20 protein-coding genes and 2 tRNA genes are annotated in these 19,614 nt (G+C 71.3%); 9 read left to right on the top strand and 13 right to left on the bottom strand.

What is annotated here, in order from left to right; all coding sequences use genetic code 11:
- Both NCC78_RS13080 and NCC78_RS13075 read left to right on the top strand, forming a co-directional pair.
- Window positions 1–2,065: HAD-IC family P-type ATPase (locus NCC78_RS13080; protein WP_250794777.1), on the top strand; the 2,065-nt coding region annotated here is incomplete at its 5' end.
- Between the two features lie 59 nt (window positions 2,066–2,124).
- Complete coding sequence (locus NCC78_RS13075) at window positions 2,125–2,928, top strand: MBL fold metallo-hydrolase (RefSeq protein ID WP_250794775.1); 804 nt, start codon at window positions 2,125–2,127, stop codon at window positions 2,926–2,928.
- 144 nt (window positions 2,929–3,072) lie between these two features.
- Here NCC78_RS13075 and NCC78_RS13070 read toward each other — a convergent pair whose 3' ends face one another.
- Window positions 3,073–3,492, bottom strand: a complete 420-nt coding sequence (locus NCC78_RS13070) for a CBS domain-containing protein (protein WP_250794773.1) — start codon at window positions 3,490–3,492, stop codon at window positions 3,073–3,075.
- Between the two features lie 118 nt (window positions 3,493–3,610).
- On the opposite strand from NCC78_RS13070, the gene NCC78_RS13065 reads away from it, so the two are divergent.
- Window positions 3,611–4,132: a GNAT family N-acetyltransferase gene (locus NCC78_RS13065; RefSeq protein ID WP_250794771.1), complete on the top strand. Its 522-nt coding sequence runs from the start codon at window positions 3,611–3,613 to the stop codon at window positions 4,130–4,132.
- On the opposite strand, the gene NCC78_RS13060 is transcribed toward NCC78_RS13065, so the two are convergent.
- Complete coding sequence (locus NCC78_RS13060; RefSeq protein ID WP_250794778.1) at window positions 4,083–5,045, bottom strand: L-threonylcarbamoyladenylate synthase; 963 nt, start codon at window positions 5,043–5,045, stop codon at window positions 4,083–4,085. The genes NCC78_RS13065 and NCC78_RS13060 overlap by 50 nt on opposite strands.
- 223 nt (window positions 5,046–5,268) lie before the next feature.
- Between NCC78_RS13060 and NCC78_RS32700 the strand changes: the two genes are divergently transcribed.
- Entirely contained in the window at window positions 5,269–5,523 is a 255-nt protein-coding gene (locus NCC78_RS32700; RefSeq protein WP_443677201.1) for a zinc finger domain-containing protein, read from the top strand.
- 53 nt (window positions 5,524–5,576) lie between these two features.
- Here the strand turns inward: NCC78_RS32700 and NCC78_RS13055 are convergent, their stop codons facing one another.
- Window positions 5,577–6,281, bottom strand: a complete 705-nt coding sequence (locus NCC78_RS13055; RefSeq protein ID WP_250794769.1) for a VOC family protein — start codon at window positions 6,279–6,281, stop codon at window positions 5,577–5,579.
- A gap of 283 nt (window positions 6,282–6,564) precedes the next feature.
- On the bottom strand, window positions 6,565–7,665 hold the full coding sequence (locus NCC78_RS13050; RefSeq protein WP_250794768.1) for a hypothetical protein: 1,101 nt from the start codon (window positions 7,663–7,665) through the stop codon (window positions 6,565–6,567).
- Window positions 7,666–8,288: 623 nt separating this feature from the next.
- Between NCC78_RS13050 and NCC78_RS13045 the strand changes: the two genes are divergently transcribed.
- Entirely contained in the window at window positions 8,289–9,560 is a 1,272-nt protein-coding gene (locus tag NCC78_RS13045; protein WP_250794767.1) for a low temperature requirement protein A, read from the top strand.
- Window positions 9,561–9,568: 8 nt separating this feature from the next.
- Window positions 9,569–9,739 (top strand): hypothetical protein, encoded by a 171-nt coding sequence (locus tag NCC78_RS13040; protein ID WP_250794765.1) that lies wholly within the window; start codon window positions 9,569–9,571, stop codon window positions 9,737–9,739.
- A 363-nt stretch (window positions 9,740–10,102) separates the two neighbouring features.
- On the opposite strand, the gene NCC78_RS13035 is transcribed toward NCC78_RS13040, so the two are convergent.
- On the bottom strand, window positions 10,103–10,474 hold the full coding sequence (locus NCC78_RS13035; protein WP_250794763.1) for a hypothetical protein: 372 nt from the start codon (window positions 10,472–10,474) through the stop codon (window positions 10,103–10,105).
- A 62-nt stretch (window positions 10,475–10,536) separates the two neighbouring features.
- Between NCC78_RS13035 and NCC78_RS13030 the strand changes: the two genes are divergently transcribed.
- Entirely contained in the window at window positions 10,537–10,845 is a 309-nt protein-coding gene (locus tag NCC78_RS13030) for a tyrosine-type recombinase/integrase (RefSeq protein ID WP_250794761.1), read from the top strand.
- A gap of 55 nt (window positions 10,846–10,900) precedes the next feature.
- On the opposite strand, the gene NCC78_RS13025 is transcribed toward NCC78_RS13030, so the two are convergent.
- The 6 genes from NCC78_RS13025 to gyrB all read right to left on the bottom strand — a co-directional run bounded on the left by NCC78_RS13025 (window position 10,901) and on the right by gyrB (window position 17,053).
- Window positions 10,901–10,976 (bottom strand) — tRNA-Ala (locus NCC78_RS13025).
- Between the two features lie 41 nt (window positions 10,977–11,017).
- On the bottom strand, window positions 11,018–11,146 hold the full coding sequence (locus NCC78_RS13020) for a DLW-39 family protein (protein ID WP_250794759.1): 129 nt from the start codon (window positions 11,144–11,146) through the stop codon (window positions 11,018–11,020).
- Between the two features lie 42 nt (window positions 11,147–11,188).
- A tRNA-Ile gene (locus NCC78_RS13015) sits at window positions 11,189–11,262 on the bottom strand.
- 279 nt (window positions 11,263–11,541) lie between these two features.
- Window positions 11,542–12,453: a DUF3566 domain-containing protein gene (locus NCC78_RS13010; protein ID WP_250794757.1), complete on the bottom strand. Its 912-nt coding sequence runs from the start codon at window positions 12,451–12,453 to the stop codon at window positions 11,542–11,544.
- Window positions 12,454–12,457: 4 nt separating this feature from the next.
- Window positions 12,458–14,977 carry a DNA gyrase subunit A gene (gyrA, locus tag NCC78_RS13005; protein ID WP_250794755.1) on the bottom strand — a complete coding sequence of 840 codons (2,520 nt, stop codon included), beginning with the start codon at window positions 14,975–14,977 and terminating at the stop codon, window positions 12,458–12,460.
- A 129-nt stretch (window positions 14,978–15,106) separates the two neighbouring features.
- On the bottom strand, window positions 15,107–17,053 hold the full coding sequence (gene gyrB / locus NCC78_RS13000; protein WP_250794753.1) for a DNA topoisomerase (ATP-hydrolyzing) subunit B: 1,947 nt from the start codon (window positions 17,051–17,053) through the stop codon (window positions 15,107–15,109).
- Window positions 17,054–17,546: 493 nt separating this feature from the next.
- Here gyrB and NCC78_RS12995 point away from each other — a divergent pair, with 493 nt between their 5' ends.
- Window positions 17,547–18,101, top strand: a complete 555-nt coding sequence (locus tag NCC78_RS12995) for a hypothetical protein (RefSeq protein WP_250794751.1) — start codon at window positions 17,547–17,549, stop codon at window positions 18,099–18,101.
- Between the two features lie 165 nt (window positions 18,102–18,266).
- Here the strand turns inward: NCC78_RS12995 and NCC78_RS12990 are convergent, their stop codons facing one another.
- Complete coding sequence (locus NCC78_RS12990) at window positions 18,267–18,749, bottom strand: MarR family winged helix-turn-helix transcriptional regulator (protein ID WP_250794747.1); 483 nt, start codon at window positions 18,747–18,749, stop codon at window positions 18,267–18,269.
- A 110-nt stretch (window positions 18,750–18,859) separates the two neighbouring features.
- On the opposite strand from NCC78_RS12990, the gene NCC78_RS12985 reads away from it, so the two are divergent.
- The gene (locus NCC78_RS12985; RefSeq protein WP_250794745.1) at window positions 18,860–19,084 is read left to right on the top strand and encodes a hypothetical protein; all 225 of its coding nucleotides are present in this window, start codon (window positions 18,860–18,862) and stop codon (window positions 19,082–19,084) included.
- An 85-nt stretch (window positions 19,085–19,169) separates the two neighbouring features.
- Here the strand turns inward: NCC78_RS12985 and NCC78_RS12980 are convergent.
- A partial coding sequence (locus tag NCC78_RS12980) for a DciA family protein (protein WP_250794742.1) occupies window positions 19,170–19,614 on the bottom strand: 445 nt, incomplete at its 5' end.

Genomic DNA, 19,614 nt, shown 5'->3' with positions numbered 1-19,614 from the left:
CCTGGCGCTGGCCCGGCAGGCGCCGCCGGCCAGCGGGGTGGAGGCCCGGCTGGGCCGGTTGACCCGCGCGGCGATCCCGCTGGCCGCCGGCTCGGCCGTGGCGGTGGCCGGCGCCGGGCTGCTCCGGGGCGTACCGCTGGCGGAAACGGCTGCGACCGCCTCGAACCTGGCCGTCGCCTCCGTGCCGGAGGGGCTGCCGTTCCTGGTCAGCGCCGCCCAGCTGGCCGCCGCCCGGCGGCTGGCCGAATACGGCGCGCTGGTCCGCAATCCGCGCACCATCGAGGCGCTCGGCCGGGTCGACGTGCTCTGCTTCGACAAGACGGGCACCCTCACCGAAGGGCAGCTGAAGCTCACCGGCGTCGGCGACGACGGCCGGTACGCCCCCGTCGACCGACTCGACGACGGGCTGCGCCTGGCTCTCGCCGCCGCCCTGCGGGCCACCCCGGCGGCGGCCGAGCCCGAGGAGTTGCCGCAGCAGACCGACCGGGCGGTCCGGCGGGGCGCCCGGAGCGCCGGGGTGGTCGAGCAGACCGGCGCGGCGGGCTGGGAGCCGGTGGGCGGCCTGCCGTTCGAGCCGTCCCGCGGCTACCACGCCACGATCGGCCGCAGCGGGGACGGGCTGGTGCTCAGCGTGAAGGGGGCGCCGGAGACGGTGCTGCCCCGGTGCAGCGCCCGGCGTACGCCGGGAGGCGGGGACGAGCCGCTGGACGACGGGGGGCGGGACGCGCTGCACGCGCTGCTCGCCGACCGGGCCGGGGCCGGCCATCGGATCCTCGCCGTCGCCGAGTGCCGGGTCACCTCGCCCACCGCGACGGACGAGCAGGTGCGGGACCTGACCTTCGTCGGCTTCCTGGCGCTCGCCGACGGGGTACGCGAGAGCGCCGCCCCGGCGGTGCGCCGGATCCGCCAGGCCGGCGTGCACACCATCATGATCACCGGTGACCACCCGGCGACCGCCGCGGCCATCGCGGCGACCATCAGCGAAGACCACGACGACCAGCGGGTGGTCACCGCGACCGAACTCGTCCAGCTCGACGACGACGCGCTCGCCGCACGGCTGGCCACCACCGACGTGGTGGCCCGGTGCACCCCGGCGCACAAGGTCCGGATCATCCAGGCGTTGCAGAAGTGCGGGAGAACGGTCGCGATGACCGGCGACGGCGCCAACGACGCACCGGCGATCCGGCTGGCCGACGTCGGGATCGCCCTCGGCCAGCGGGGCACCCCGGCGGCCCGGGCGGCGGCCGACCTGGTGGTCACCGACGACCGGCTGGAGACCATCATCGCCACCCTGGTCGAGGGGCGGGCGATGTGGTCGTCGGTACGCCACGCGCTGAGCATCCTGGTCGGCGGCAACCTCGGCGAGATCGCATTCAGCGTGCTGACCGCCGCCGTCACCGGCCGGTCGGCGCTCACCGGGCGGCAACTGCTCCTGGTCAACCTGCTCACCGATCTGGCACCGGCGCTGGCCATCGCGATCCGGCCGCCCGCCGCCGACCACGCCGACGCCCTGCTCCGGGAGGGCCCGGACACCTCCCTCGGGCAGACGCTGACCCGGGAGATCGGGTTGCGCGCCACCGCCACCACGCTGGGCGCGACCACCGGCTGGACGTTGGCCCGGTACACCGGGCGACGCAGGCGGGCCGGGACGATCGCGCTGGTCTCGCTGGTCGGCACCCAGCTCGGGCAGACGGTGCTGGCCGGCGGCACCAGCCCGGCGGTGCTCGCCTCCACCGCCGCGTCGCTCGGCGTGCTCGTGACCGTGGTGCAGACGCCCGGGCTCAGCCACTTCTTCGGCTGCACCCCGCTCGGGCCGGTGGGCTGGACCATGGCGACCGGCTCCGCGCTCGGCGCCACCTTCGCCAACGGCGCCCTGAGCCGCCTGGTGGAGCGGCTGCCGCAGACCGGCCCGGCGTCGCCGTCCACCCCGGAGGGCCCCGACGAGACCGGACCGGCGTCGCCGTCGCCGTCCACCCCCGAGGGGCCCGACGAGACGGGGCGCGCGGCGCCGTCGCCGTCCGCCCCGGAGGGCCCCGACGCCGGGGACGGCCCGCCGGAGCGGTGACCGGCCGCCGATCCGCATGGCCGCCGCCATCGGGGGTACGGCTGCCCGTGGAGGTGGGCATGTTGGCAGCACAGCCGGAGGTCACGTTCATCGGCACCGCCACCACGGTGCTGCGGATCGGCGGGTTCACCCTGCTGACCGACCCGAACTTCCTGCACCGGGGGCAGCCGGCGTACCTGGGCAAGGGGCTGTGGTCGCGCCGGCGTACCGACCCGGCGCTGCGGATCGCCCAGCTGCCGTCGCTGGACGCGGTGGTCCTGTCCCACCTGCACGGCGACCACTTCGACCGGGTGGCCCGCCGGGAGCTGGACCGGGAGCTGCCGATCGTCACCACTCCCGCCGCCGAGCGGAAGCTGCGCCGCTGGGGCTTCCGGGCGGCCGAGGGCCTGCCCACCTGGCGCTCCCACGAGCTGCGCCGTGGCGGCGAGACGCTGCGACTCACCTCGATGCCCGGCAGGCACGGCCCGGGCGCGCTGGACCTGCTGCTGCCCGACGTGATGGGCACGATGATCGACCTGGACCGCTACGGCACCCGCGACTTCCGCCTCTACGTCACCGGGGACACGCTGAACAAGCCGCTGCTCGCCGAGATCCCCGAGCGGTACCCCGACATCGACGCCATGCTGATCCACCTCGGCGGCACGAAGATCGCCGGGATCCTGCTCACCATGGACGCGCGGCAGGGCGGCGACCTGGTGGAGCTGATCCGGCCGAAGCTCACCGTGCCGATCCACTACGACGACTACCCGGTGTTCCGCTCGCCGCTCGGTCACTTCGTCGCGGAGGCCCGTCGGCGCGGCTTCGCCGGCACGGTGCGGACCATCGCCCGCGGCGAGACAGTTCCCCTCACCCCACCCGCCTGAGCCCTGAACCCACCCACTGCAGCGCCCCGCCACGCGGCCAGACCACCCACTGCCGTGGCCGCGTCGGCGCGCAGGGGGTCTGCGTACGGCGAATCGCCGCCCCCCGGCGGGGGCCGGAGGGCGGCGATCGGTCGTCGCGCGCGGTCAGGCGCGCTCGGAGATGGCCTCGATGAGGTCGCCCACCGGGCGTTCCGGCAGGCTGCGGGCCACATCGGCGACGGCCACGATGCCGACGAGCTCGTGCCCGTCGATCACCGGCAGCCGGCGCACCTTGTACTGGCTCATGGTCCGCAGGATCTCGGCCGCGTCGTCGTCGGCGCCGATGGTCACCGCCTTGCCCTGGGCCAGCTCACCGGCGGTGACGCTGCCCGGGTCGCGGCCCTCGGCGAGCACCTTCACCACGATGTCGCGGTCGGTCAGCATGCCCTTGAGCCGGTTGTCCTCGCCGCAGATCGGCAGCGAGCCGACCCCCAGCTGGGCCATCTGCTTGGCGGCCGTGTTGAGGTCGTCCTGCTCACGGATGCAGGTCACGTCGTTCGTCATGATCTCGCGTGCGGTCGGCATTGGCATGACACCTCACTTTCGGGGGGTTGTTGCCTGTTCTCCTACCCCCGTGCCGGTCGGCCATGCACTCCGCGTTCGGGCGGTCCCACCGGTGGTCGCCGGCGGTCAGACTGGACGGGTGCTGATCACGACGGAACGGCTCACCATCACGCCGGCGGTGGCGGGGGACCTGCCGACGCTGGAACGCACCTGGACCGACCCGCTCGTTCGCCGGCACCTCGGCGGTCCACTGTCGGCCGAGGCGGCGGCCGCCCGGCGTACCACCGAGGACCTGACCGGTGCCCGCGCGGTGCGGGCGGCGGGCGACATCGTCGGGTTCTGCTTCCTCGGCCGCCACCGCAGCGGCGACACCGAGCTGTCGTACACCTTCCTGCCGGAACACTGGGGGCGCGGCTACGCGCACGAGGCGTGCATGGCGGTGCTGGCCGCGGTTCTCCGCACCGACGCCGGGCCGCGCCGCGTGGTGGCGGTGACCCAGGTGGCCAACGCGCGGTCCCGCCGGCTGCTGGACCGGCTCGGCATGGTCGAAACCGGCCGGTTCGTCGAGCACGGCGAACCCCAGGTGATGTACGCGGCCGACCGCGTCGGCCTCAGCCTGCCGGATGCCAGGTGGCAGCGGCGCGGCGCAGCCGGTCGTTGACCGCGCGGCCGACGCCGACCTCCGGCACCGGCTCGGCCAGGATCTCCGCGACCCCGGCGCCGTCCAGCCGGTGCAGCGCGTCGAAGAGCCGCGCCGCGGCCTCGGTCAGGTCGCCGGCGGTGGAGAGCACCTCGACCGCAGCCCAGTCGCCCGCCGGCCGGTCCCGGAAGGCCAGGAACCCGCGCCGGACCCCGTCGGCGTGCGCCGGCTCCGCGCCCGGAACCAACCGCAGCGGCGTACGCGGGGCGTAGTGCGCCGCCAGCGTGCCGGGCGCGACCGGCTGCCCGGAGCTGCCCGGGCGTACGGTCACCGGGCCGACGGCCTCCTCCAGCGCCTCCACCGGCAGCGCGCCGAGGCGCAGCACCACCGGCCGTTCCCCCCGGGCGTCCACGATGGTCGACTCGATCCCGCACCGGGTCGGCCCGCCGTCGAGCACCACGTCGACGGCCGCGCCGAGGCCCCGCACGACGTGCTCGGCGCGGGTCGGGCTGAGCTGGCCGAACCGGTTGGCGCTCGGCGCGGCCACCGGCACGCCCGCCTCGGCGATCAACGCCCGCGCGTGCGCGTTGTCCGGCACCCGGACCGCCATGGTCTCCAGCCCGGAGGTGACGATCGGCGGGATCGACGCGGGCCGGTCCACGATCAACGTCAGCGGGCCGGGCCAGAACCGGGCGGCCAGCGCCGCCACCGCCGGCGGCACCACACCCACCAGCTTCTCCAGCTCCGCCGCCTCGGCGAGGTGGGTGATCAGCGGGTCGAAGCTGGGCCGCGCCTTCGCCTCGAAGATCCGGGCCGCCGCCCGCGCGTCCAGCGCGTTGGCGCCCAGCCCGTAGACGGTCTCGGTCGGGAACGCCACCAGCCCGCCGTCGCGCAGGACGGCGGCGGCCTCGGCGATACCGCCGTCGGCGGGCAGGACGCGTGGGGATCCGATGCTCACGCCCCCGACGCTAACGTGCCCGCGGCGAGGGGTCGTGGCCGGCCGAGGAGAACGGGTGATGGCCGGGTGAGGGGACAGCCGACGGAGAGGTCGCGGGCCGCCAGCGGCCTGTTTGACTTCCACGCAGGCCCGTACCGTGCGTTTCCCCAGCTCAACAGGGGGCGCGTGTGGCGGCGAGCAGAGCGGGAAGGCCGGTTGGATGACTGACCCAGGGGAGCTGGCGCGAGACGCGCTCCAGCGAATCCACAGGGCTGCCGTGCGACATAGGGACCCTGAGCTGCACCACGCGGCCGACGACATCGTCCAAGCGGCCCAGGCGAGGGGCCTCGATCCGGGGCCCGTCGAGTTGTACCGCCCCTGCCCCGTGTGCGGTGCTGAGCCGGGACAGTTGTGCATCAACGTCCCTGGTCGCCCAGTCGAACCCGGCGATATGCACCCTGAGCGTACGAAATAGGGCCGCGTTGCCTTTCCGGCGGTCACCTGTCGACAAGCCGTGCCCGAAGTCGGTCAGTTCCCTTTCACGCAGAACTCGTTGCCGTCGGGATCGGCCAGCACGACGGCGCCGTCCTCATCGATTTCGAGCCGGGTTGCGCCGAGGGAGATCAGCCGATCGACTTCCGCTTGGTGGCCACCACCGGCCGGGGCGAGGTCGAAGCGCTGCCGGTTCCTCACCTTTTTCGGGGCCACGGGCGGGCCTCCCCACGCGATCTTCGTGCCGCCGTGCGGCGACTGGACCGCGGTCTCCTGGTCCTGGTCCCACACCAGCGGCCAGCCCAGCGCCTCGCTCCAGAAGAGGCCGACCTCCCGGGTGCCGTCGCAGGCGAGCTCCCCGAGCAAGCCGCACCCGGCGAGGAAGGTGTTGCCCGGCTCGATCACGCAGAACTCGTTGCCCTCGGGGTCGGCCAGGACGACGTGCTCCTCCTCGGGGCGCTGCCCGACGTCGAGGTGGCTGGCGCCGAGTGCCAGCGCCGTCGCCACCGTGTGCTGCTGGTCGGCGTGGCTGGCGCTGGTCAGGTGAAGGTGTATGCGGTTCGGCCCCACCTTCACCGCGCGGCTCGGGACGAACCGGAGGCTGAGCTGGGCGTCCTCGCCAGGCAGGAGCGCACCACCGGCGTCCTCGACGACCTCCCGGCCGAGCAGGCCGGCCCAGAACTGCGCCAGGCGAGCCACGTCGTGCGCATCGAAGGTCACCGTCAGCAGTCGCGAAAGCATCACCACACAGTAGACAGGGGCCCGCAGGACGACAAGGCGCGCTGATCTTGCTGGTCTGGGACAACATCGCCGTCCACGGCGTCGACCACCTCGCCGACACCGCCTGTCGTTGTCGCGCGTTTCGCTGACTTCATGCTGACGGCGGGGCTCTCCGTAACCTTCGGAGCTGTTGGTGCCCGGCGTTCAACCCGCCGGCGGCCACGTACCCTTTCGCCGGGCTACAGAAAGCCCCTCACCTGCGGAAACTCGGTGAGGGGCTTTCGCTGCTCACAGCTCGCGCCGGTCAGCGCTGCCGCCCGTGCTGGCTCATGCCGGCCTGGATCGCCTCCCAGAAGCTCCGACCGGCCTGCCGCAGGGCGTCGCCGGCCTGCGTGGCCAGGTCCTCCGGGCTCGGTGCGGCCGCCTGCTGCTGGCCCTGCCCGCCGCCCGGTTGGCCCTCTTGCTCCTGCCCCTGCCCGCCCTGGCCGCCGCCCTGCTGCCCGCCCTGGCCGCCGCCCTGCTGCTGGCCCTGGCCGCCACCCGGTTGGCCCTGCTGGCCTTGGCCGCCCCGCTGACCTTGCTGGCCCTGGGCGCCACCAGCCTGCTGGCCCTGGGCTCCACCCTTGGCGACCGCGCCCGGTCCCCGGAACTCCGCGCTGCCGGTGATCGAGCCGATCTGCTGGCCGAGGCGGTCCACCACGGTGTCGAGGTGCTCCGTGCTACCGGTAACCTGCTGGGCCGTCCGATGCACGTCGTCGGTGGCCGCGCCGGCGGTGCGGGCCAGCGACTCGATGATCTGGGGGTTCTGGTCGATCGTGGCCAGGGCCCGGTCCAGGATCTGGAACAACCGCTCCAGCCGCACCTTCAGCAGGACCTCGGCCCGCACCTCGGTGATGTCCAGCTCGACGCCGTTCAAGTCCACCCGGACCCCGGCGTCGAGTTGCACCAAATTCGCCAGCCGGGCCCGGAGGGAAAGATCGGCGCGCAACTCGTCCACGGCGAGGCGGATCGACTCGACCCTCAGCTGCGGCACGTCCAGCAGAACGTCCGGCTCGCCCCGCCCAACCGGCTGGCGCTCCCCTTCGCGCGGCTCCCAGTCACCGTGCCGCACATGCACGGTGCGCCGGTCATCCTCGATGATCCGCTCGCCCTGCCGGCCCTGCTCCTCGCCCTCCCGGCCCCGCTGCTCGCCCTGCCGGCCCTGCTGGCCCTGCTCCTCGCCCGGCCGACCCTGCTCGCCCTGCTTCTCGCCCTGCTGGCCCTGCTCCTGGCCCTGCTCCTGGCCCTGCTGCTCGCCCTGCCGGCCCTGCTGGCCCTGCTCCTCGCCCGGCCGACCCTGCTCGCCCTGCTTCTCGCCCTGCTGGCCCTGCTCCTGGCCCTGCTGGCCCGATGCCGTCTCGCCCATGTCACGCTCCCCCGCTCCCGGGCCGGCTGGCCCCGATTGCCCCGGTCTGACCGCGCGCGTTGCCCCGTCTGACCGCGCGCGCTTACCCGCTTACCGGGGCAACCATCCCTCCGTCGGCGGCGGCGGTTGCCGCCGCAGGCCACCGGCCGTCGATCGACGCCAGCGGACCGGAAAAGTGGGGGGCCGGACCGGTTGTCCACTGGCCCGGGTGGGGGTCTTTCAACTGGACCTGGGGGTGTCCTGTCCACTGGGCCTGGGGGCGGTCTGTCCACGGGACCTGGCGACGGTCTCCATACCGGTCCCTGCACGAAGCCCTATCGCAGCAACCAGCCGCCGCCGTGGATCATGCGCGCACTCTCCGCGCCAGCCGCCAGCCGCCGGGCGTCAGGCGTGACGGCCGCAGAGCGACAGCGGCAGCGGCCGGCGCACGCCCAGGCGGCGGCGCGTGCGGCCCGCACAGGGCCGCCTTGAAGACGTACCGAAACGACGGAAACGAGCTGTGCGAGCAGTCGGTGGGCCTACCTAGCGGTCTTCCTCGGGACGGAGAGCCACAGCCTCTCGATCAAGAGCCGGGGTTTGCTCTTTTCGCCGTGTTCGGAGCTGTCGAGCTGAAGACTGAGTAGGTGATCGAGGGTGGGGCCGGCGGCCGACGGGCCGGACGTGGACGGCGGAATCAGGAACCGCCCGGCCAGAAAGTGGTGAGTACCGCAGGAGATAATCGCCGGGCCAATTTCCTGGAGTTGTTCTTCGATCTGGTGTTGGTCTTTGCCTTGTCGGGAGTCGTCTCGCGGGTCGTGCGGGACCTGGCCGCCGATACCGCCGCCCGGCGGTGGGCGGGGCTGCTGTATGTCCTCGTGCTGGTCCTGCCGATCATGTGGCTGTGGACGACCACCTCCCACATCACGAGCCGCTTCGACCCGCGACAGCCATCCGTCCAGGTGATGGTGCTGCTCACCGCATTCGGCGTGCTGTTTATGGCGTCGTCTTTGCCGTACGCGTTCTTTGAGCGCGGCTGGGCGTTTGCCGTACCGTACGTGGTCCTCCAGGTGGGACGACCGGTGCTCCTCATCGGGCTCGTACGGGATCGTGCGCAACAAGGCCTCTACGCCCGGTCGGCGATCTGGTTCACCGTATCGGCCGTGCCATGGCTGGCAGGCACCCTGGTCGAGGACTGGGCCCGGGTAGGCCTGTGGGCGCTGGCCATCACGATCGACCTCGTGTCGGCCCGCTTCTCCTGGCCCGTGCCCGGCCTCAGCCGGCAATCGGACAGCGCCTGGGAACCCACCAAGACCCATCACCTTGCCGACCGGTACGAGCAACTTCTGCTGATCGCGCTCGGCGAGAGCGTGCTGGCGCTGGGCATCACCTACACCGATACGCCGGTGTCGCTGGCCACGACGCTGGCTCTGGTGGTCGGCTTCATCACCACAGTGCTCCTGTGGCGGATCTACTACTACCGCGTGGGGCAGGTGCTCCCCGAAGCCGTTGATTTAGCCGGAGACCAGGTCAGAGCCGGCCAGAACACCGGACGCGCCCACGTGCTGATGGTCCTGGGCATCGTGCTCGTGGCGGCCGGCTACGAAATCGTCGTAACCAACCCGGACGACCATGTGCGCCCAGCCTGGCTGGCCGCGACCCTCGGCGGGCCGGCCGTCTATATCGTCGGCCGGATCGGATTGGAACGCGTCGTCTTCAACCGGCTCTCCCGGCGCAGGCTCATCGGCATCGCAACCTTGGCCGCCGTGGCACTCCCGCTGGCCTTCACCACACCGTTGATCGCGGCGACAGGCGCCCTCGCAGTACTCCTCGGCATGGCCCTGGCCGACACCCGACATGCCCGGGGTCGACCACCAGAAGCCCCATCGCCAGCCACCGCCCGACCGAAGAGAACCTGACTCCGCAGGTGATGGGCCACGAGCAGGCGTCAACCACGCTCAACCGCTACAGGCACACTCCGGCGGACTTTCACGAGTCGGTGCGCAGGGTCTTTGGCAGCTCCGCTGACGATCTGCTGACAACCAAAGGCGATTTTCAATCCCCGGGAGAGCCGATCGAGGACGAGGGCAGCCTGTGACCGGGCGGGTGGTGTGGTGGAGCCCAGGGGACTCGAACCCCTAACCCCTGCCTGCAAAGATCAAGACGGTTGTCTGCCGGTGTCGACTACTGCCTCTGGCCTGCCGACCTGTCGGCCGCTGCCGCTCCTCATCCCTACATGTCTGCGGGCTTGGCTGTATCAACGCGCTTGCTCGTGAGCTGCGATTCGTCCACTTCGACGGTGACGGCTGCCTCGACCACCAATAGTCGGTGTCTCCGACTGAGCTTCAGTTCAGAAGAGCGCGCAGAACCGGTCGTGATGCCCGAAACGCCTGCGACCAGCGGTCTGCCCGGTTGCGTCTCGTGCCCGCTCGTGCCCGCTCGTGCCCGCTGTGCACCACGGTTACTGGCCCACGGATGGCCCATGGAGGCCTTCGGCGGGCTCCTCGAAGTCGAGGGCTTCTAGCCAGCCAAAGTCGTAGCCGAGGTGGTCTAGGCGGGTCCGGAGCCAGTTACGTTTGCGTCCTGACGAAATCCGCCACACGTATCGCAACCCTTCGGCAGCCCGGTGCCGCCGTTCGGGTGCGAGGTATCCGGGCAAGTTGTGGCAGAGGTCAGCGAGTTCGTTTATCCGGTCACGCCGCTTGGCCAGTGCTTCTGGTGACTGGTCTTCGGTCAGGGGCGATGTCTGGGAGCGGATCTCGATGAACGCCAGGTGCAAGAGCATCGCCAGCGCTTCCTCTGTAACTGCCTCCGGTGGCTCCTGCACGGACATGGTCCTTCCTCCTGGCGGGAAGGTATCAATGCTGGCCGCCGGTCCGCCCCCATCCCGGGGAGGTGTGGTCGGATCTGGGCCTGGTCTTCGCCAGCACGATCGGCACGCCAATGGAGCCGCGCAACGTCAACCGGCGCTTCGAGCAGCTCCGCGCGGCGGCCGACCTGGACTGGCTGCACCTGCACGACCTGCGGCACGCCTTCGCCACGTTCCTGCTCGACCAGGGCGAGGATCTGCGGACGGTGATGGAGCTGCTCGGGCACTCCACGATCCGGATGACGGCCGACACCTACGGGCATGTCCTGCCAGCACGGGCTCGTCAAGCTGCCTCGGCCATCGATCGCGTGCTGGGCGAGGAGGGGACGGCGTGACCGCTTGGCTGTACAGATGGCTGTACTCGGACCCGAGATCAACCAAGGAAAGTGCTGGTGGAGCCCAGGGGACTCGAACCCCTAACCCCTGCCTTGCAAAGGCAGTGCTCTGCCAGTTGAGCTAGGGCCCCCGGGCGGACGGCGCCGCCGGTGCCGGCAGTTACCAGCGAGATCAGCGCAGGTCGGGCGCGGTGGTGGCCTCGTGCCACAGGGCACGCTCGTCGTTGGAAGCCTTGACCTTCTTGGCCACCACGGCAGCCACGCCGACGACGCCGACGAGAATCAGCAGCTTCTTCAACATGGGGCGACCCCTCGCGCTCGACTACCGTCGGACGGTGTGCGGTGGGGCTAGCTGGAATCGAACCAGCGACCTCAGAGTTATCAGCTCTGCGCTCTAACCGACTGAGCTATAGCCCCGCGTAGCGACGAGCAAGGTTAACCCATCCGTCCGCCCGGTCCCAAATCGGGGTCGGGCCGGTGGGCCGGCCGTTCTCGCCCCCTGAACCTACCCGAGCGCCTCCGGCCGCGCCCAGGCGATTTAGCCCCCGCCGATCGGCCCGCGCCGCATGATCGACTCGCCTTTGAGGGGTGGCGGGACCGGTCGCGCCACCTGCCCCGAGGCCGAATCGACCGCATGGCGGCGGGAGGTGCGCGGACGCCGGGGCCCGCAGCAGCGTGCCCCGGCGTCCGGATGGTTCAGTCGCGCTCGGCGAGGGTCAACTCGATGCCGCCGACCAGGTCGGCGCAGACGTTGTAGACGAACGCGCCGAGGGTGGCCAGCGCCGTGAACAGCACGACGTTGACCAGACCGATCAGCGCCGAGCTGAGGATCACGCCCTTGGCGGTGATCTGGAAGCCGCTGGTGCTCTGCCCGCCGCCGGCGCTGACCAGGTCGGTCAGGCTGTCGTTGACGCTGGTGAACACGCCCATCGCGTCGAGGGCCAGGTAGAGCACCGAGGTGGCGACCACCACGACGATGAAGAGCACCACCGAGACCGCGAAGGCGAACTTCATCACCGACCACGGGTCGATGCGCTTGAGGTTCAGCCGGGCCCGGCGGGGCCCACGCGACGCGGCCGAACTGACCGACGTACGCGCGGCGCGTACCGCGTCACCCACCCGTGCGGCCCCGACGGCCGCCGCACCGCTGATGCCCGGTGGCAGACCGCCCCCGTTGGCCGGACGGGCGCCGTCCGACTGTGGCTTCGCGGTGCCGGTGACCCGGGCCTGGGTGCCCGTGTTGCCGGTCACCCGCGGCTGGGTGCCGGTGGCGCCGGGGGACGACGCCTGGCCGGCCCGGGCGGTGATCGGCTGGGTGGTGGACGGCCGGGCCGCCGCCGCGGCCGCCGGGCCGCTGGAGGTGGAGGTGGGAGCGTCCACCTTCACCGCCTCGGTCTTGTCCACGGCCTCCGACTCCTCGGAGGGCTTGTCCGGCGGCGGTGTCATGCCGGGAGCCCGGGTGAATTTCGGGGCAGGCGCGTCGGCGGGGACGGTGGCCCGGCCCACGGCCGCGCGGCCGGTCGCTGGTGTGCCGCTCGTCGCGGCCTCCTCGTCGACCGGGTTGGCCGAGGTCCCCGTGTTCCCCGACTTCGCCTGTGTCTCCGTCATTCAACTAGTCCTGTTCGTCAGGCTCGTCGGCATTGCGAGCAATCGCCACGATAGTCACGCCGTCCGGGAGGTCCATCAGCTTGACCCCCATTGTGTTCCGGTCACGCGTACGGCGTACAGGCTTCACCGGAGTCCGGATGACACCACCGTTGCTGGTGATCGCGAAGAGCTCGTCGTCCGGGTCGATCACCACTGCACCGACCAGACCACCGCGTCGCTCGGTGATCTTCGCAGTCAGCACGCCCTTACCTCCCCGGCCCTGGACCGGGTATTCCTCGATCGGGGTACGTTTCGCGTACCCCCCGTTCGTCGCCACCAGGACGTCCAGTCCCTCCCGGACCACCTCCATGGCCAGCAGGACGTCGTCGTCGGTGAAGCGCATGCCGATCACGCCCGAGGTGGCCCGGCCCATCGGCCGCAGCGCCTCGTCCGTGGCGTTGAACCGGATCGCCTGCGCCTTCTTGGAGACCAGCAGCAGGTCGTCGTGCGGCGCGACCAGGGCAGCACCGACCAGCTCGTCCTCATCGCGCAGATTGATCGCGATGATGCCGCCGGAACGGGGGGAGTCGAACTCCTCGAGCCGCGTCTTCTTCACCAGGCCGTTCTTCGTGGCCAGTACCAGGTAGGGAGCCACCTGGTAGTTCGGGATTTCGATGATCTGCGCGATCTGCTCATCGGGCTGGAACGCGAGCAGATTGGCCACGTGCTGGCCCTTGGCCACCCTACTGGCCTCCGGCAACTCGTACGCCTTGGCCCGGTAGACCCGGCCCTTGTTCGTGAAGAACAACATCCAGTCGTGGGTGGAGCATACGAAGAAGTGGCTGACAATGTCGTCCTGCCGCAGCGTGGCGCCGCTGACGCCCTTGCCGCCGCGCCGCTGGGACCGGTAGAGGTCGACCTTGGTGCGCTTGGCGTAGCCGGTGCGGGTGATGGTGACGACCACGTCCTCGCGGGCGATGAGGTCCTCCATGGAGACCTCGCCGTCGAACGGCACGATCTTCGTCCGCCGCTCGTCGCCCCACTTCGCGATGATCTCGCCGAGCTCCTCGGAGACGATCCGGCGCTGCCGTTCCGGCTTGGCGAGGATGTCCTTGAGGTCCGCGATCTCGATTTCGAGCTTGGTGAGGTCGTCGATGATCCGCTGCCGCTCCAGCGCGGCGAGCCGGCGCAGCTGCATGTCCAGGATCGCGGTCGCCTGGATCTCGTCGATCTCCAGCAGCCGAATCAGGCCCTGCCGGGCGTCCTCGACGGTGGGCGAGCGCCGGATCAGGGCGATCACCTCGTCGAGCGCGTCCAGCGCCTTGGCCAGACCGCGCAGGATGTGCGCCCGCTCCTCCGCCTTGCGCAGCCGGAACGCGGTCCGCCGGCGGATCACCTCGATCTGGTGCTCGACGTAGTAGCGGATGAACTGGGCCAGGTTCAGCGTGCGCGGCACGCCGTCGACCAGCGCCAGCATGTTGGCGCCGAAGGTCTCCTGGAGCTGGGTGTGCTTGTAGAGGTTGTTCAGCACCACCTTGGCGACCGCGTCGCGCTTCAGCACGAGCACGATCCGCATGCCGGTACGCCCGGAGGACTCGTCGCGGATGTCGGCGATCCCGGCGAGCTTGCCCTCCTTGATCAGCTCCGCGATCCGCTCGGCGAGGTTGTCCGGGTTGACCTGGTAGGGCAGCTCGCTGACGACCAGGCAGGGGCGACCCCGCTTGTCCTCCTCGACCTCCACCACGGCCCGCATCCGGATCGACCCGCGGCCGGTGCGGTACGCGTCCTGGATCGCCTGGGTGCCGACGATCAGACCGTGGGTCGGGAAGTCCGGACCCTTGACGATCTCCAGCAGCGCGTCGAGGGTGGTGGCCTCGTCCTCCTCCGGGTGCTCCAGGCACCACTGCACCGCCGCGCCGATCTCCCGCAGGTTGTGCGGAGGGATCTTGGTGGCCATGCCGACCGCGATGCCCTCGGAGCCGTTGATCAGCAGGTTGGGGATGCGGGACGGCAGGATGGTGGGCTCCTTGGCCCGGCCGTCGTAGTTGTCCTGGAGGTCGACGGTGTCCTCGTCGATGTCCCGCAGCATCTCCATCGCCAGCGGGTCGAGCTTGCACTCGGTGTACCGCATGGCGGCGGCCGGGTCGTTGCCCGGCGAGCCGAAGTTGCCGTTGCCGTCGACCAGCGGGTAGCGCAGCGACCAGGGCTGCGCCATCCGGACCAGCGCGTCGTAGATCGCGGAGTCGCCGTGCGGGTGGAACTGGCCCATCACGTCGCCAACGACGCGGGAGCACTTCACGTAGCCGCGGTCCGGGCGGTAGCCGGAGTCGAACATGGCGTACAGGATCTTGCGGTGGACCGGCTTGAGCCCGTCCCGGACGTCCGGCAGCGCCCGCCCGACGATGACGCTCATGGCGTAGTCGAGGTAGGAGCGCTGCATCTCCACCTCGAGCCCGACCGGTTCGATGCGGTCGTGTGCGACGACGGCGCCGACGGTCTCGGGAACCTCAGGCTCGTTCGGTGTGGACTCGGGGATATCCGTCACTGTTAACCCTTATCAGACTCAGAGTCGTTTTCGTGCTGTGGATAACGGCTGTGGAAACCGGCGATGCTGTGGATAACCCTGTGGATCGGCGGGCCGGCCGGTGGATGACCGGGCGGCCCGCCGAGTCCGTCAGATGTCCAGGAAGCGGACGTCCTTGGCGTTGCGCTGGATGAACGAGCGGCGCGCCTCGACGTCCTCACCCATCAGCACGCTGAACAACTCGTCGGCGGTTGCCGCGTCGTCGAGCGTGACCTGGCGCAGCGTACGCGTCGCCGGGTTCATGGTGGTTTCCCACAGCTCGGGGTAGTTCATCTCACCGAGGCCCTTGAACCGCTGGATGTCGTCCGGCTTCGCGTTCGCCTTCTTCTGCTGGCGCAGCGCGATCAGCCCGTCGCGCTCCCGGTCCGAGTACGCGTACTGGGCGTCGTCGCCCTTCTTGTTCCACTTGATCTTGTAGAGCGGCGGGGCGGCCAGGTAGACGTGCCCCAACTCGACCAACGGACGCATGAAGCGGAAGAGGAGCGTGAGCAGCAGCGTCTGGATGTGCTGGCCGTCGACGTCGGCGTCGGCCATCAGCACCACCTTGTGGTACCGCAGCTTCTCCATGTCGAAGTCGTCGTGGATGCCGGTGCCCAGCGCGGTGATCAGCGCCTGGACCTCGTTGTTCTTCAGGACCCGGTCGATCCGGGCCTTCTCCACGTTGAGGATCTTGCCGCGGATCGGCAGGATCGCCTGGGTACGCGGGTCACGCCCCTGCTTGGCCGAGCCGCCGGCGGAGTCGCCCTCGACGATGAAGACCTCGGACTCGCGCGGGTCGGTGGACTGGCAGTCGGCCAGCTTGCCGGGCATCGAGCCGGACTCCAGCAGCGACTTGCGCCGGGCCAGCTTGCGCGCCTGCTGGGCGGCGATCCGGGCCCGGGCGGCCTGGGACGCCTTGGTGATGATCATCTTGGCCTCGGCCGGGTTGCGGTCGAACCAGTCGACCAGCCACTCGTTGCAGACCCGCTGCACGAAGCTCTTCACCGGCGTGTTGCCCAGCTTGGTCTTGGTCTGCCCCTCGAACTGCGGGTTGGCCAGCTTGACCGAGATGATCGCCGCGAGCCCCTCCCGGATGTCCTCGCCGGAGAGCTTCTCGTCACCCTTGAGCAGCTTCTTGTCGGTGCCGTACCGGTTGACCACGCTGGTCAGCGCGGACCGGAAGCCCTCCTCGTGGGTGCCGCCCTCGTGCGTGTTGATCGTGTTCGCGAAGGTGTAGACCGACTCGCCGTACGACTCGTTCCACTGCATGGCGATCTCGACCGACATGCCCTCCTCCTCGGCGGCGAACTCGACCACCGTCTTGTGGATCGGGTTCTTCGAGGCGTTCAGGTGCCGGACGAAGTCGGCGATACCGCCCTCGTAGAGGAAGGTCACCTCACGCTGCCGGCCGTTCTCCTCCTCGGCCACCCGCTCGTCGAGCAGGTGGATGCGGAGAGCACGGTTGAGGAAGGCCATCTCCTGCAGGCGCCGGTAGATGGTCTGGAAGTCGAAGTCGACGGTCTCGAAGACGTCGGGGTCGGGCCAGAAGGAGACCGCCGAGCCGGTGCGGTCGGTGGTCTCGCCCTTGTCCAGCGGGCCGGGCTTGGAGTTGTTGTACTGCTGCCGCCACACGAAGCCGGACTTGTGGATCTCCACGGCCATCCGGGTGGAGAGCGCGTTCACCACGGAGACGCCGACGCCGTGCAGGCCGCCGGAGACCGCGTACGCCTTGCCGTCGAACTTGCCGCCCGCGTGCAGCACCGTCAGCGCCACCTCGACACCCGGCTTCTTGAGCTTCGGGTGCAGGTCGACCGGGAAGCCCCGGCCGTTGTCGGTGACCTGGACACCGCCGTCGGCGAGCAGCACCACGTCGATGGTGTCGCAGTGGCCGGCCAGCGCCTCGTCCACCGCGTTGTCGACGACCTCCCACACGAGGTGGTGCAGACCGCGTTCACCGGTCGACCCGATGTACATACCGGGCCGCTTGCGGACCGCCTCGAGCCCCTCGAGGACGGTGATCGACTCGGCGCCGTACTCCTGCTTGTCCTGCGCTGCCACGCTCGGCCACTTTCTCGCGCCGTCTCGCGCCTGCTGGCGCGTCGGGCGCGGGTTCGGCGGACAGGCGCGACGTCGGCGCGCGGACCGGCACCGGGGACGATTCCGGGGTACGGGTCACACGCGCCGGGCGCCGCGGTCGCCCGCGGATCGCGATCGGCTCGACCCGACGTGGACAATGATCGCGGGCCCGCACCGGGCCCGTGTCTCGTCGCTCCGCACCGGGTCTTCGTCTCAGCGTCAATCTTACTGTGCGCGGACGACAGAACCACCACTCGGCACCCCCGGGAGGCGTCTGAGACCGCCGTGGCCGGACGAACCCCGCCTCCTGCGACTCCCCCTACACGCCAGGGGAGGATCGGGTGCGCGGCCGGCCGACAATCGGTGGCGCCGGGAAGTGCTCCCGCCGCGCCGACGACCCCGGCCTTGATCTTTCCCGGCCGGAACCGGACGATCGACCCGATCGAACCGACACGGGCTTGAGAGGTGACACCAGATGGGGCTGGACAACGTCGCGGTGCGGTGGCCGCGCACCGGCCGCTTCTACGATCCGGTCGAACCGGCCGAGTTCGTCGACTTCGGCGAGATCGTCGACATGCCGCGGATCTCCGCGCCCACGGCGGCGCTCGCCGAGCTGATCGCCAAGACCGGCACCGTCCGGGCGACCGCGTACACCGAACTGGTGGATCTGCTGCTCGGACTCGAGGGTGTGCTTTACGCCACAGACGCCGCAGCCGAGGACGAGGACCCGGTGATCGACCCCGACGGCTGCGCGTGGATCGCCGGCGGGATCGAGCGGTTCGTGGCGGGGCACCGTCCGCACGGCGAGACGGTGACCTTCGAGTCGGTGAGCGAGGTGCTGCGGTCGCTGCTCGCCGACGGCCGACTGGCCGAGCAGCAGCTGCGCTGGCTGGACGGGCGGCTGGACGCGCTGCGCGACGAGAGCGGCGCGCCGCCGCAGTGGAACTTCACCTGCGCGGAGCTGAGCGTGCTAGCGGCCTTCTACCGCCGCTGCGCCGACCGGGGCTTCGCCGTCTACGCCGACGCCTGACCCCCGCACGCCGGTCGCACGCACGCCGGTCGCGCGCAGGCCGGTGGGACGCGCGCGGTCGGCGCACGGTGGTGGCGTGCTCGCCGATGGGACGCGCGCGGCCGGACGCGCGCCGGTCCGGGCTGCCGACCGGTGGAGGCGGACCGGCGCTGAACTGCTGGGCGGTCAGGCCGTCGTCGGTGGCGGAGTCGCGGAAGCGGCGGCGCCGTTCGCCGCGGCGATGACGCGGGTGAGCGCGGTGTGCAGCTGCCGCAGGTCGTCGATCGGCAGGCCGAGCCGCTCGACGATCGCGGGCGGGATCTGCTCGGCGCGCGCCCTGAGGGCCTCGCCGGCGGCGGTCAGCGTGACCGCCAGGCTCCGTTCGTCGGCCCGGTCGCGCTCCCGACGCACGTAGCCGGTGGCCTCCAAGCGCTTGAGCAGGGGCGACAGTGTGCCGGGGTCGAGCTGCAGCAGCCGGCTGAGGTCGCGCACGGACAGCGGCGCGTACTGCCAGAGCGCGAGCATCACCAGGTACTGCGGATGGGTCAGCCCCATGGGTTCCAGCAGCGGGCGGTAGACGGCGACGACGCCGCGCGCGGCGACCGAGAGCGCGAAGCACACCTGCTGTTCCAGGGCCAGCGGATCCCCGTCGTCGAGGTGGTCACTCACCGGTTCACCCTCCTCGTCCTCGGTGCTACCGTACCAACAGTTGGTGCACCAATGATTGGGGCACCAAGGAGATGTCCGGTCGGGCGGCGGCGGAACGGAAAGGTCGGAGCATGGGCGAGCAGAGGAAGTCGCCGAAGGATCCCGGCGAAGGCGGCCGGTTCTGGGCGTGGGCCTACCGGTACCTGGCCGGCCCCGCCGAGACGCAGGGTGCGGTGCAGGGCGGCTCGGCCGAGGCCCGCGAGATGTGGAAGCGCGACCTGGAGAACCGCAAGCGCTACAGCCGCGAACAGCGGGAACGGAAGCGGGCCGCCCGCGAGGCCCGCCGTCAGGGCTGACCGGCAGCCGTCCCCGCGCTGCGGCGTCGCCCCCGGTTCGTCGGCACGGACCTGCCAGGCCGGCTGCGGGCCCCGGCGCGCCGGCTCAGCCGTAGGTGTCGCGGGGGCCGCGGCCGCGGACGCGGCGGGGGCCCTTCGACCACGAGGGGGCGGCGGGTCCGTGGATGTGCAACCTGCGGACGACGTTGTGGCCGACCTCGCGGCCGATCTGCTGGAGCAGCGAGCCGGCGAGCAGACGCAACTGGGTGGCCCAGGCCGTCGACCGGGCCTCCACGGTCAGCTCGCCGTTCTCCAGCTTCACCGGCCTGCTGTGCTGGGCGACCTCCGCGCCGACCACCCGCTCCCAGGCGCCGAAGACCGTCGCCTCGGCCGCCGGCTGCTGCCAGCCGCGCGCCTTCATCAGCCGGTTCAGCACCGCCCCGAGCGGTTGCGGGTCGCGCGGGTCCGGCCCCGGGCCGGAGTAACCCCGCAGCCGCCGCTGCTGGCCGCCGGCCTCGTCGCCACCGGCACCACCGGGGGTACGCCGGCGG

Origin of the sequence: Micromonospora phytophila (assembly GCF_023656545.1) — a bacterium.
Classification (GTDB): Bacteria; Actinomycetota; Actinomycetes; order Mycobacteriales; family Micromonosporaceae; genus Micromonospora; species Micromonospora phytophila.
Note: the sequence above shows the minus strand (reverse complement) of the source record. Positions and strands in the feature narration are given on the sequence as shown.

Bases quoted from the DNA above. Each gene is read 5' to 3' on its own strand.
- NCC78_RS13075 (WP_250794775.1), top strand. From the start codon at position 2,125: ATGTTGGCAGCACAGCCGGAGGTCACGTTCATCGGCACCGCCACCACG.
- NCC78_RS13070 (WP_250794773.1), bottom strand. From the start codon at position 3,492: ATGCCGACCGCACGCGAGATCATGACGAACGACGTGACCTGCATCCGT.
- NCC78_RS32700 (WP_443677201.1), top strand. From the start codon at position 5,269: ATGACTGACCCAGGGGAGCTGGCGCGAGACGCGCTCCAGCGAATCCAC.
- NCC78_RS13055 (WP_250794769.1), bottom strand. From the start codon at position 6,281: ATGCTTTCGCGACTGCTGACGGTGACCTTCGATGCGCACGACGTGGCT.
- NCC78_RS13050 (WP_250794768.1), bottom strand. From the start codon at position 7,665: ATGGGCGAGACGGCATCGGGCCAGCAGGGCCAGGAGCAGGGCCAGCAG.
- NCC78_RS13035 (WP_250794763.1), bottom strand. From the start codon at position 10,474: ATGTCCGTGCAGGAGCCACCGGAGGCAGTTACAGAGGAAGCGCTGGCG.
- NCC78_RS13020 (WP_250794759.1), bottom strand. From the start codon at position 11,146: ATGTTGAAGAAGCTGCTGATTCTCGTCGGCGTCGTCGGCGTGGCTGCC.
- NCC78_RS13010 (WP_250794757.1), bottom strand. From the start codon at position 12,453: ATGACGGAGACACAGGCGAAGTCGGGGAACACGGGGACCTCGGCCAAC.
- NCC78_RS12995 (WP_250794751.1), top strand. From the start codon at position 17,547: ATGGGGCTGGACAACGTCGCGGTGCGGTGGCCGCGCACCGGCCGCTTC.
- NCC78_RS12985 (WP_250794745.1), top strand. From the start codon at position 18,860: ATGGGCGAGCAGAGGAAGTCGCCGAAGGATCCCGGCGAAGGCGGCCGG.